Source organism: Candidatus Erwinia dacicola (genome assembly GCF_001756855.1).
Classification (GTDB): domain Bacteria; phylum Pseudomonadota; class Gammaproteobacteria; order Enterobacterales; family Enterobacteriaceae; genus Erwinia; species Erwinia dacicola.
This window is the reverse complement of sequence record NZ_MAYS01000573.1, coordinates 1-12,380: the sequence shown is the minus strand read 5'-3', so window position 1 is coordinate 12,380 and position 12,380 is coordinate 1. Positions and strand designations below refer to the sequence as shown.

General features: G+C 53.7%; 15 protein-coding genes. All 15 read left to right on the top strand.

From position 1 onward, the window contains the following. A partial coding sequence (locus BBW68_RS14220; protein ID WP_222563099.1) for a DotH/IcmK family type IV secretion protein occupies positions 1–430 on the top strand: 430 nt, incomplete at its 5' end. A gap of 2 nt (positions 431–432) precedes the next feature. Next, positions 433–1,692: a conjugal transfer protein TraO gene (gene traO, locus BBW68_RS14215; RefSeq protein WP_070135849.1), complete on the top strand. Its 1,260-nt coding sequence runs from the start codon at positions 433–435 to the stop codon at positions 1,690–1,692. An 11-nt stretch (positions 1,693–1,703) separates the two neighbouring features. Continuing rightward, complete coding sequence (locus BBW68_RS14210; protein ID WP_070135848.1) at positions 1,704–2,498, top strand: hypothetical protein; 795 nt, start codon at positions 1,704–1,706, stop codon at positions 2,496–2,498. After that, a complete protein-coding gene (gene traQ / locus BBW68_RS14205; protein WP_070135847.1) occupies positions 2,498–3,025 on the top strand; it encodes a conjugal transfer protein TraQ in 528 nt (175 codons plus the stop codon). Before BBW68_RS14210 ends, traQ begins: the two co-directional genes overlap by 1 nt. Positions 3,026–3,051: 26 nt before the next feature. Beyond that, positions 3,052–3,435, top strand: coding sequence for a DUF6750 family protein (locus BBW68_RS14200; RefSeq protein WP_070135846.1), 384 nt, complete (start codon positions 3,052–3,054; stop codon positions 3,433–3,435). Positions 3,436–3,486: 51 nt separating this feature from the next. After that, a complete protein-coding gene (locus BBW68_RS18560; protein WP_148127710.1) occupies positions 3,487–3,942 on the top strand; it encodes a hypothetical protein in 456 nt (151 codons plus the stop codon). 144 nt (positions 3,943–4,086) lie between these two features. Then, positions 4,087–4,440 (top strand): hypothetical protein, encoded by a 354-nt coding sequence (locus BBW68_RS18555; protein ID WP_222563098.1) that lies wholly within the window; start codon positions 4,087–4,089, stop codon positions 4,438–4,440. A 23-nt stretch (positions 4,441–4,463) separates the two neighbouring features. Further along, on the top strand, positions 4,464–5,621 hold the full coding sequence (locus BBW68_RS20020) for a hypothetical protein (protein ID WP_245675286.1): 1,158 nt from the start codon (positions 4,464–4,466) through the stop codon (positions 5,619–5,621). Continuing rightward, on the top strand, positions 5,622–6,614 hold the full coding sequence (locus BBW68_RS20015; protein WP_245675285.1) for a hypothetical protein: 993 nt from the start codon (positions 5,622–5,624) through the stop codon (positions 6,612–6,614). A 105-nt stretch (positions 6,615–6,719) separates the two neighbouring features. Further along, complete coding sequence (locus tag BBW68_RS20010; RefSeq protein WP_245675284.1) at positions 6,720–7,541, top strand: hypothetical protein; 822 nt, start codon at positions 6,720–6,722, stop codon at positions 7,539–7,541. 74 nt (positions 7,542–7,615) lie between these two features. After that, a complete protein-coding gene (gene traW / locus BBW68_RS14185) occupies positions 7,616–8,752 on the top strand; it encodes a conjugal transfer protein TraW (protein WP_276325394.1) in 1,137 nt (378 codons plus the stop codon). Then, the gene (gene traX / locus BBW68_RS14180; RefSeq protein ID WP_070135843.1) at positions 8,749–9,261 is read left to right on the top strand and encodes a conjugal transfer protein TraX; all 513 of its coding nucleotides are present in this window, start codon (positions 8,749–8,751) and stop codon (positions 9,259–9,261) included. The genes traW and traX overlap by 4 nt, the downstream gene beginning before the upstream one ends. A gap of 54 nt (positions 9,262–9,315) precedes the next feature. Further along, complete coding sequence (locus BBW68_RS14175; RefSeq protein WP_070135850.1) at positions 9,316–11,460, top strand: DotA/TraY family protein; 2,145 nt, start codon at positions 9,316–9,318, stop codon at positions 11,458–11,460. An 88-nt stretch (positions 11,461–11,548) separates the two neighbouring features. After that, complete coding sequence (locus BBW68_RS14170) at positions 11,549–11,800, top strand: type II toxin-antitoxin system Phd/YefM family antitoxin (RefSeq protein WP_070135842.1); 252 nt, start codon at positions 11,549–11,551, stop codon at positions 11,798–11,800. After that, entirely contained in the window at positions 11,797–12,084 is a 288-nt protein-coding gene (locus tag BBW68_RS14165) for a type II toxin-antitoxin system RelE family toxin (protein WP_070135841.1), read from the top strand. Before BBW68_RS14170 ends, BBW68_RS14165 begins: the two co-directional genes overlap by 4 nt. Positions 12,085–12,380 lie beyond the last annotated feature (296 nt).

The following is a 12,380-nucleotide window of genomic DNA, read 5'->3' as shown; positions in this document are numbered from 1 at the left end:
TCCTAAGACTCTACCGCTGGCCGTGCCAATCATCGTGGATGTCACCAGCGGTGAGGCCAGTAACACAGCCAAATCCCGCGTCATTGATACCCGTCTGGATCTGCGCATCCCACAGCGCGGCCCACAGGCGAAAAAGATGCCGGCACCTCAATCAAAAATTGGCCTGAATGACCCAACGCTGCAGGCCTTTCTCGATGGCGTTCCCCCTAAAGATGCCCGCAGGCTGAAAACCGAAGGGGCTGTACCGGATACACAGGTCTGGCAGATGGGAGACGACCTGTACATCCGCACCCGCAGTGAGCTGCGTGATGCCTTCGAACAGACACTGGCCTCTGGCGACGGGACCTGGTTGTACAAACTGCCACTGACCCCTGAAGTGGCTTTCTCTCATGCCGGTAAAACGGTCTGGATGACCTTATCTCTGGAGTAATCATGGCCGCAGAAAAAGACGCCCGCCGGGACGTGAAGAAAACCGGCTTAATCATTGTTATTGGTGGCTTCGCTGCCGTTGCCTTTCTTTTCATACTGGTGTCCTGGCTCAATGCTCCGCCTGAGGCAGTGACACACATCAGCGTGGATAAAACTGCCGGTGGAACTGGAAAAGCAACAGCAGAAAGCCCGCAGTACCAGACGCTGCTCAGAGAGAACAATGCAGAAGGCGCTAAGCAGGCGATGGCGAATAACACCAGTTTTATCGCCTCGGCTTGTTCCGGTACCGTGCGCCAGGTTCCGCCAATTTCACAGGAGGCACCGCCAACGCCACCGCCTCCACGGGCAGAAAATCCTTTGCCGCCGCCTCAGCATGTTCCGGCGCAGTCGCTTGATCCGGACCGTAAAAAAGCGCTGAAAGCGTTACTCAAAGAGCTCGTAGCCCAGCGTGGCGCTCCGGTCGGTCAACTGGCCAGCGTGACAGGACAAGCCCCGGGCCAGACGGCACAGACCGCAGGCGCACCAGGTGTGGCTGCAGCGAGTCCCTTCTCCGGATGGACGGACAGTCTCTCTCCTTCGACGCAAACCGGGAGTGTTGCAGGTTCAGGCGGCACAGTGCCTGATCGCATTGTTATTCCTGTCGGCAGTCGTCCGGGCGGCTTGATTGAGACGGCGATTGATTCCGATAACACAAGCTCTCAGGTGCTGGCCCGTATTCCGGCAGGCCCGTATGCCGGCGCCACCTTAACAGCCAATGGTGTCCAGCTCGCCGGCGATGGTGTGACTATCCATTTCACCAACATGGACTGGAATAACAACACCTGGCGTATTGATGCCTGGGCGGCTATGCCGGATACGCTGCAGTCCTCCGTCGCATCGTCAGTCAACAACCGCTATACAACACGCATTCTGCTGCCGGCACTGGCGCATGGTCTGGGATTAGGCGGTCAGCTGTATGCCAGTGCCAATACGCAAATCCTGAGCAACGGTTACAACACCCTTGAGGGGCGCGTGGGTATGCCTGACGGTAAAGCAGTGGCCGGTACCATCCTCGGCGGCGCAGCCCAACAAGCGGGTCAGGTGGTAAGCCAGGACGCGCAGAAACTCCCGGTGAAGCAGGTTCTTGTCGATCGTGGCCAGAGCATCGCCGTGTTGTTCATGTCTGCTGTAAAAGAAAGTGACAAAGTGATTAAGACCCGTGATGAGCCCGCAGCTATCAGACTGCAACCCGCCAGCCGCATGGTCCCCGCCTTACATCCCTGAAGAGAAACGCCATGAAAGAAAACTATTTCGATTCGGACCTTGAGCCCGCAACCTCGCCGTTGCCTGAACTTCATCCGGAGCCCGAAGAGGAAGCATCTGAGGCACCTGCCAAAGACGAGAACCCTAAAAATAAACGTCAGTTTATGGGGTATGACCTCAGCACGCTGCTGATTGCCGGCGGCGTACTGGTTGCACTTCTTGTCTACGCCGTCTGGCCGGATGAACCACCTCAGCGTGCCTTTGTTCCTGACCATCAGGCCGCACCTGTGGCTGCGCCAACAGAGGAAGAGGCCCCCGCACCTAAACCCGAATCGGCACCTGCCCCAGCACCGGAGCCACCTCAACACACTGAGCCTGTTCAGTCATCAGCACCTCCAGTAGATGCACAGGCACTGCAGCAGGCCAGCGAGGCAAACCAGCAAGGGATAAGCGCACTGGATAGTCGCGTCAGTGATGCAGAGCGACGTCTGGCAGAGCTTGAAGCACGAATGAAGGCTATGGGAACCGGTACGACCGCCCCAGTCAAAGCCGTCAGCAAACCAGTAAAACGTACCGTCGTTAAATCGACATCAGCATCAACACACCGTACAGCAGCTGCACGAACAGGGACTGACAATCAGCGCAGTACTGGCGTACAGGGCTGGCGGGTACATACCATTTACCCGGGCATGGCCTGGATAACCCACAGAGGATCCACCTGGTCGGTGCAAGCCGGCGATAACATCAACGGCATGACCATCCGCAGCATTAATGCCACTGCACGCACCGTCACAACTGACAGGGGCGTCATTCGCCAGGGGGGCTAATGGACGCCATTCAAATCCTGGTTCAGGTCGCCGACGGTCTGAAAACCAGCGGTATCCGCTTGATCCTGGCTCTGGGTTTTATGTTCGGACTGGGCGGCTGCATTTTCACGTTGTTCTCCGTCGCCCAACGAGTCCGCACCGGTAAACCAGGCAGCGGGATTAAAGCCCTGGCATCGGTCTGCCTCGGCGGTGCTCTCATCGCCCTGCAGCAGATGATGAATAAAGCCTCCCATACCCTGAGTTTTGGCGATGTTTCCTTTGATGCCATCGCCTACGCCCCGGAGTCCATGGGTCAGGCCAAGCTCGCCATCGATGCCGTTCTCACCCTGCTGCGTGCGGTCGGGGTGATGTTTTTCTTCATGGGCATATCTCGTGTCCGTCGCTCTCTGGTCGATGGCCACACAGGCCTGACTGCCCGAGAAGATGTCTCTGCAGGCATGGTGATCCTCATCTGCGGCATTCTCCTGGCCTGCAATCCACAACTGCTCGACGCACTCCAACAAACGCTGCATCTGAGCTGGAATTAACTCCATAAACAAAAGAGGTTTTAACAATGCGTAATTTCACACTGTCCGTTTCCGTACGCCTGTGGCTGGCTGCTTCTTCTCTGGGTAAACGTCTTCTGGCTCCGATTGTCGCACTCCTGGGTGCACTGACGCTGCCTGCTCATGCTGATGACGACATTTTTGGGATGCTCGACAACGTGGCCAAAGGTGCCGATAACTCCGGGAAAAGCCTGTTGAAACTGGCGAAATTTGGTGGGATTGGGCTTGTCATTATTGGCGTCGCCCTTTGGGTGGCCAAGAAAAAGAACCCGCAGATTGGCTGGGGCTGGGTCCTGACTTGTATCGGTGCCGGCTGCATCATGATTGCCATTGACCAGTTCATCAAGAAAGGTCAGAGCACCATTCAGCTGAACCCGACTGACGTGGGTTAACTTCATACCCCGGCGCGATAGCGCCGGGGTCCTGCCTTAAAGGAGGTCACCTTGAACCGATTCCCGGAAGCAGTCAGTTTCTTTTTTCCCGTTCAGCTGGAGCCGTGTCCGCCAGACGACAGCGATACATCGCTTCCATCCCTGAGCATAAAGGCCCCGGAAGCCAGTACCTTTAGCCAGTGGCTTCTTCCACTGCTCCCTGAGTTTTATCACTGTGGTGTTTCTGCCGATGCTGGTTACAACTGTAACGTCTGGCTAATCCCACTGGCACCTCTGAGCGAACAGCTTCAAAAACTGACGCCAGAGCAAACTGATGGGATCAAGCTGTTTGAACCTCTCACTAAAGCCTGCCGGCGCTGGTCTCGTCACGGCGTTACACATCTGCGCCTGACTGCAGCTATCCGTTATCAGCACTTTGACATTGAGCAGCAGGTCTGGGGGCATGAACAAACTGGACACGATCCCGCTCTGTACCGGCGGGCGGCGAAACTCACCGGCAACGCCTGAGAATACTGCGGGCACGTCAGTGCCAGTAATCGACTGGCATTTCGTGACGGCAATCCGGAAAACACGCACGACAATAATCTCACTGTCGGCTGTAGCGTATGCCTCTGCAGCCGCCATCTGAATCGTCTGGGCGCCAACGATGGCGTGATGGTTTACCTGCCTGAGCTCGCGCCTGCTGACATCAGCCGGCTGATAAGAACGGTGATTACCGCCCGGCGTGACGGGGATGAACGCCAGCAAAATGGTGCGGCCATGATCCTCAACTGGCTTGCCGCACACCGGGCTGAGACGGAACGATTCTGGGGAACCAGCCATCCGGGCGAATTTGGACAGGCGCTGCAGCAGTCATCACCCGCACTGCGTGAGTCGCTACAACAACGTCTGCGCCATGTTGCACTCATTCCCAACCCGGACATTATCGCCGCCAGGTCGTTCAGCCTGAGTCTTACACCAGGTCAATGGACGTCCTTGTATAACCAGCATTGCCGCCAGTCCTGACGGCCCTATCAGAGAACATTCGCATGAAAAATCCACTGGTCACCGCGCTGGAATGCGTGGAGGAAGCTATTGCCTGGGCCTCGCGTTATGCGCTGGGGCAGGACTTTACACGTTACTGCGATCTTCGCACCACTATAGGCCTGACCGATGACGATCGTAAGCGCCGCCCGGGAATGTCCTCTCCGTATATATTCCTCACAGAGGAAGGCCACTATGCCAGCGTGTTCGAAATCGAGGGGACCTACTGTACTTTCAATGAAGATACGGCCATCACGGAAGAAGAAAAGCGGAATAAAGCGCTTTTCAGTAACTACATCGACCGCCTGACAAAGCTGTTAAACAGCGAGTTTAAAGAACCGGGTCGTAAACTGAGTTTTGTCTTCGAATGTGATCCCGGCAAAGCCAAAGCTGAACTGAAAAAACTGCTGGCTCACCAGTACCGCAGTCTGAAGCGCATGGGGCTCAACCTGACCGATATTCTGGATGAACGTATTGAGAAAATGGCTCCCTTCATCGCCCGGGAGCGCGCATTCCTGGTGGTCTATACCGCCCGCGAAGCACTCTCCTCTACCGAAATCCGCGATGAAGAAAAGCGACGTGACGCTTTACTGAAACAAAGCCCGGGAGCGCGATATGGCCAGAATCCTGTGTTTCAGGAGCTGGAAGGGCTGAAAATTCGCCACGACACGTTCATCACCACGTTGGAAAAACAGTTTGGTAAAGGCGACTTCGGTACCCGAATCCGGCTGATGAATGCCCATGAATTTGGTTTCTCGTTACGTGAACAGATCGAACGCGAAAGTACCTCAGATTCCTGGCGCCCGTATCTGCCCGGGGATATAAAGTGGCCACATGGCCGGCCAAAAGGAAACGACCATTCGGTGCTCCTCGCGCCTCATCTGCATTATCAGTTATTCAACAGTGAACCAGCCATCGATGGCAGCTTCATTCATGTTGATGATCACTGGCACACCACGCTGGCGCTTTCTCTTGGCCCTCAGCAGCCGGAGACGTTCAGTCAGCTCTTTGACAAAATCAACCGCCACCTGCCCTGGCGTATCCGTATGGACCTGATGCCGGGCGGTATGAAGGCGCTCGGCGGGAAGGAAACCATCCTGGGCCTGGCTGGCCTGCTGCCACCACTGCGCCCGGTTTATGATTCCGTTCAGTGGCTGGAATAGGTGGATAAAAGCGAGCCGGTTTGCGTGATGACCATCTGCGCCAGCACCTGTGGCCGTGATAAGGAAACAGCAAAACGAAATTGTACTCTACTTCAGAAGGGGCTTCAGTCGTGGGGCGTGTGTGAAGTAACGGGAACATTTGGAGATCCAGTGCGGGCCTGGGCGTCAACCCTGGTAGGTGCGAACGCCCTTAGCATCCCGTCGTTAATGTATCCGCCCCTCTCAGCAGCCCTTGCCTTACTTCCCCTGCAGCGTCCGGCCACTCCCTGGCCAGATGATGCCAGCATTGTTTTTGCTACCCCTGACGGCAAGCCCTTTCCTGTGAAACTGGCCAGTAACCTGCAAACAAAATTCACGGAGATAGTCGCAGGTGAACCCGGCACGGGTAAATCCGTGGCCCTGGGGGCGCTCAGCGAAGCCATTCTATTTTCCGGACAGAGCAACCTGCCGTTTCTGTCCTACGTCGATAAAGGTTTCTCTGCTCAGGGTCTGGTAAGACTCATTCGCGATGCGCTGCCGAAATCCCGCCAGCATGAAGTGATAGGACTGGTACTGGAAAATAGCCGGCAGCATTGCAAAAACCCGTTCGATGTTCAGCTCGGAATGAAATATCCGATCACCCCGGAGCTCGAATATCTGGTAAACATCGGTGAAATCTTGTGTGTAAATCCGGACACCGGTACACCACCGAACTCACAGGACTGCAGGCAAATACTGGGGATGATCATCGGCAAGGCCTATGAGACGAATGCCAGCCTTGCCCCTGTTCGTTATGCCCCGACGCTTGAGCCATCTGTCGATGAAGCACTGGATAAAACGGGTATTCGCCTCGCGTACGACAGTACCTGGTGGTCTAAAGCCACATGGTATGAAGTCAGGGATTTACTTTTCTTCCGGGGCGAACTGGCAGCGGCAACACGCGCGCATTATCAGGCCATGCCGGAGCTGAGTGACCTGCAGGTGTACCTGAATGACGAGGATGTGCGGGTGTAGTACGGCACCATCACCCGTGATGGCAGTGGGGAAACACTTCTTTCTTATATCAGCCGCTGCCTGTCAGATGCCTTACGCACTTATAAAATGCTTTCGGGCCGTACAGTGTTTGAACTTAGCCCTGACACACGTGTTATTGCCATTGATCTGAACAACGTAGTCGGCGGTAAAACGCGGGCCGGGCAGGTCAAAACAGGTCTTATGTATCTCTACGCCGGTCAGCTAGCTGCCGGGCATTTTGAGCTGCCGCAATACCGTAATGAGCTAATGCGCGAACTGCCGGAAATGTACCAGCCGTTCCACCACGAACGGCTGACCCAACTGTCCCAGGAGGTGAAAACCAAGATTTATGATGAGCTGCACAACGCCAAGGACATTCCGTTTATCATCAATAAGCTGGTCACTCAGGACCTCGAGAACCGCAAATTCTTCATCCGCACCGTGCTGAGTTCTCAGTATCTGAACCACTTCCCGCCTGAAATACTCAGGTCAGCGAATAGTCTCTATCTGATGCAGGTCAGCCATGAAGATTTGCCACTGCTAACCGAACACTTTGGCGTGCCGGTGCATACCGCGCAGGCGTTCCGTCATATCGGCTCCGGGGCGGCACCAGACGGCAGTGGTACCCACTTTCTGGCATGCTTTCGCCTCAAAACAGGGAATGTGCTCCAGATCCTTAAAAACACCCTCAGGCCAAAGGAATTGTGGGCACTCAACTCAACCCCGAAAGATGCCGAATTGCGTGACCAACTGTATGACCGGCTCGACGGGCGAAAAGCCAGAGCCATTCTGGCTGAAGCCTTCCCGACAGGTAGTGCCATCAATCTCATCGACTTGCGTCAAAAGGAAGCGCGTGAAACCGATCACGGCAACGTAATTAACCGACTGGCCAGCGAGCTGATTGCCGCACGCGGCCTGCAAATCTGATTAAGGCGAAACCCATAAAAAAACGACTCCTGGCCGTCACCATCGGCGGCCTGCTGCTGTCTGCTACACAGGCGATGGCTTATCCGGTGGAGGTGACGAGCAGTCGTCCTATCACCACCGAAGTAGTTCCGCAGCTGAGTGCGGCCAACAGCACGTTGGGCACTATTCTATCAACCAACCAGCAGATTGGCGGCGCCATCAGTTCCGGCAACGACAAGATTGCGGCCATGATCCAACAATCAACGGAGAACATGCAGCAATACGCCACCTATGCGCAGCAGGTGCAAAACCTGGAGCAAGCCAGGCGCAGCTACACCGTGCCGGACAGCATCTGCAGTGAGTCTGCCTCCGGGCAGGCCTCGCAGGTAGCCCGTCAGTCGGCCGCGAAACAGTCAGCGCTTTCCAGTGGTGGCGGTGTCCAGAACAACGCCATCAGAAAGGCCCTGTCTTCTAAACCCGACGCCCCTGAAAAGGGGCTTTTTGCCACAGCAGAAATCCACCGAAACTACTGCACGAAAGAAGATGCGGATGCCTGGGGTGACCTCTGCAGCGGGGAATCGGCGTTACCGGGCGGAGATAAGGAAGTCCGTTCGCTGCTGGCTGGCGCCGGCCCTGAAGATAAAGCCCCTGAGTTGACCTTCACCAAGGAACAGACCGATGCGGCGATGATGTACCTTAAAAACTCAGTCCGCCGCAGTCCCGGTCGAGCGCTGAAAAAAGGAGAAGTGAAAACCGACAGCGGTCGTCAGTACATCGGGATGATGACAGAGCATGACGCCATACAAAGCGCAGCTGAGCAACCTCAGCTGGCGATGGTCGCTGCCAGTCAGCCTAATGAAGCCACGAAAGACGTTCTGGCCGAAACACTCCAGACGCCATCGAGCATAGCCTGGTTTGATGAGAATGCCTCAGCCGAAGCAAAGCGCACCGGCATGATGTCATTGCGTGAATTTGAGTCCTTCGAAGTCAATCGCCGGTACGCCAATACCGATTACCAGACCGACCTGCAGGCTATGGATGGCGACAACCTTTTGCGTGAATCCATTCGAATCCAGAGCCTTCAGACCGCCCTACTGTTAGGCATCAAGCAGCAGCTGCAGGAGAACGCCATTATCTCTGGCCAGCAGTTGAGTCTTGAGGGTGCCCAGTACTATGAACCTCGCCTGGCTCAGAAACTGCAGCAGGCCGCCGCCGGAGCTACACGCCAATGAAGAAAATAGGAAAGAAAGCCTGGTTTGCTGCCAATCTGATCCTCCCGCTCTGGGAGGCCGGTCGCATGGTAAATGCTGCACGGTATGCGGCTGAGAAAAATGCGGAGCGGTTCCGCCGTCTGTGGCCTGAAGCCGCACAGAGAGAAAAAGAAATTCTCACTTTTGACGAAGCCGTGGCCGCCAGTGGTCACAGCAGAGAATCACTGATGCGCCGTTTTCTACTGGCTAAACGGATCTGGCTGGCCATGTTCATCGTGGCCGTAAGCATCGTCATTTTGCTACCGGTGGGAACACTCCTTGCAGCCCCTCCGGGTTCCGGGGTGCTGCTGATGCGTATGTTCAGCCTGATGTTCATGATTTCCGCCTTCGCCGGCATGTTGTTTGTGTGTGCCATGCAAAACCAGTTTCACCTCTGGCAACTTCTCAGCCAGGAACTGGGATCGTTTACTCAGTGGCGGGCAACCGGCACCTGGCTTAAAGAACTCTTCAGCTGGCGTGCCCCGTTCTGACCTTATCCTTCTGCCATCCTTCGGATGCGCATTCTGTTCGTTACGGAAACCAATATGAAAAGACTGCTACTGTTACTGGCCGCCTGTGTGCTGGTCGGTCTGTCATTACCGGCATTTGCAGACAATATCAACTACGACACGATTAGCGGTGCGGCCACACGGTCCACCGACCTCTCACGCCAGCTGCTTATCATGGTTTATGGCGACGTGGTGAATAACCCGCTGCAGCCTCAGAACGTCAGCTTCATCGGCCAGCTTTATGGCGTGTTCAACGCTATTATCGCTGGTCTGGCGTTCATCTGGTTTATGGGGGTTACCCTACGCGCCACGGTACTGACCGGAAACCGCGGTAAAGTATTTGGCCGTGGTAACACCATGATGGCGCCCGTCTCATCGCTGGCGGGATTTATGGCACTGGTACCCACACCTTCTGGCTGGTCCATTTCGAATCTCGCGTTCTTATGGATGGCATCGATAATGGGCGTGGGAAGCGCCAATCTACTCACCGATAAAGCGGCAGACGTCATTATGGACGGACAGTCCATGATTATGCAGCCCGTTGCCGGTGAAACCATCACAGCCGCCCGGGGCATTTTTGACATGTACCTGTGCAAGGCGGCGATGAACACCGAACAGGCAGAAATGCATCAGGTCGGTAGCAGCAGCACGCCGCCGATGTCTGAGCAGCGGTCTTCTGACGGTCGTGAGATACGCATTTCAAACGGCAGCGCCTTGTGCGGCAGCGCAAAGCTGCCGGAAACGTCGGATAGCGGCTCTTGGTACTCTTTTAGCGTTCCGATAAATTCTGGCCCGCTCGAAAATGCCCAGATGAATGCCTTCACCGCGATGAACAGCTCGCTCTCACAGAGCGCGGATAACTTTGTCAGCGCCTGGCGTAGCTACCAGGATGGAGGGCAAGGCCGTCTTCCGGATGCAGAAGCGGAGATTCAGCAGGCGGCACGCCAGTATGAAGACACGATTACTGCAGCAACAGCAAGCGTGGACAATGAAGGTACAATCCGCAGCGAGCTCGCAAACTATCTGAAACAAAGCGGCTGGATTTCGCTCGGTGCCTGGTACCAGTCATTCGCTACAGCCAATCAAAAGGTGAATAGCATCGCGAATAAAAGCCCTATAGTTACCGGGCCGTCTAATATTGGTGAAGTTGGAATAGGAAGACTCCAGTCAGAGATCCAGATTGCATTGCAGGCACAACGTAAAAATTCAACCTTCACTCCACCATTAGGGTCGGCAAATGTTGCTGGTAATGAGAATATTGACGACGTTCAGAATGCTAATGACGCCATCAGGAAAGTGCTTCCTTTTGGCCAGAAGCTAACCAGTAAAATTATTGAAAATGTAATGAGCGATGGAAATGACTCCTCAGCACAAGTTAATCCAATGCTCAAAATGAAAGCAATTGGTGATTACACGCTGGTTTCTGCTCAAACCACCTTCATAGTATTTACCGCCACTAAAGCAGCAGTTGATTGGGCTGGTGCGGATGGCAATGGATTAACTAAAGTCATAAATACCGTGTCAGGTGCAGGATATATAGCCAAAAGTGTGATGGGATCTATCTCCCCGGTCGTATACTTCATTTTATTCATATTGCTGAATGTCGGATTTTCTCTATCCATCTTCTTGCCTTTTATCCCATTAATTTACTGGATAACGGCCTGCACATCTTGGCTTGCGAGCGTATTTATTGGAACCACAGCGGGCTCACTGTGGGCATCAACACACATAGGCACAGAGGAAGATAAGGGGAGCCGAGCTAATTATGGCTACATTTTCTTGATCGACGCTGCGATTAGACCGTCACTGATGGTGTTTGGTTTTTTCTTTGCCAGTCTGGTTGTCGTGGCCATAGGAACTCTTCTTAACATGCTCATCACGCCAGCACTGGCGAATGATCAGGCTGATTCATTTACAGGACTTGCAAGTATTATAGGGATTCTGATGATTTATGCCCGAACGTGTACTTCACTCGTGTCATCCGCCTTCAGCCTTCAGGTCTATATGCCTGATTATGTTATTTCATGGCTCGGCGGTCGAGAAGCCGCACAAATGATGAAGGGTGCTGTTGAGTCCGCGCGCAGCATGTTTGCAGGCTTCGAGAGCAAGGCTGGTCATGCTCCAGGGCTGAAGAGGGTCGATGCAGCCAAACCTGGAGGAGATGCTGATGGATTTAAATAGTGTGAAACATCATCCATAAAAAGACTTAAATACAGGTCATTTTATGTTATAATCTGACCTGTAAATCAGTCTCACTAATGGAGAGGTCATGCCAAACATCATTCACAGCGATACAACAGCCAGCATCAGTGAGCTGAAGAAAAACCCTATGGCCACGGTCAATGCAGGCGCCGGTTCTCCCGTGGCTATTTTGAACCATAACCAACCTGCTTTTTACTGCGTGCCGGCTGAACTCTATGAGCAGATGCTCGAATACATAGACGAGGAAGAGCTCGCTAAACTGGTTACCAAACGCAGTAAACAGGCATTGCATGATGTGGATCTGGATAGTTACCTATGACTTATCGGGTGAAGTTCAGAACTGACGCTCTCAAGGAATGGAATGTACTCGATAAGTTTGTTCAGCAGCAATTTGCAAAGAAGCTGAAGAAGTGTGCAGAAAATCCTCATATCCCTTCTGCTAAACTTCGGGGCATGCCTGGATGCTATAAAATAAAATTGAGGTCGTCTGGCTTCAGACTGGTCTATCAGGTTATTGACAATGAATTAATCATTGCTGTGGTCGCCGTAGGCAAGCGGGAGCACAGTGAGGTTTACAATCTGGCCAGCAAAAGGCTCAGATAAAATCAGGAAGATTACTATGACAGTTAAATACATCGATACTTATAGCAAGAACTGGTCTGTCGCAGTGACTGGTGTGCTCTCATTCGCATATTGTATTTTTATTTTACCATTCCACATTCCATTAGCCGTATACTCAACAATCAATTATCAAGACATGATGGGCACAAGATTCCTATCAGATAAGATAATTACTTTATTGTCTCTTTCAGTACCGATAGCATTACTTTTAATTGGCTATTTGAATAGACCCGGGTTTCGTAGACACTTTTTTGCCTCATAATGGAGGCCTAATGAAG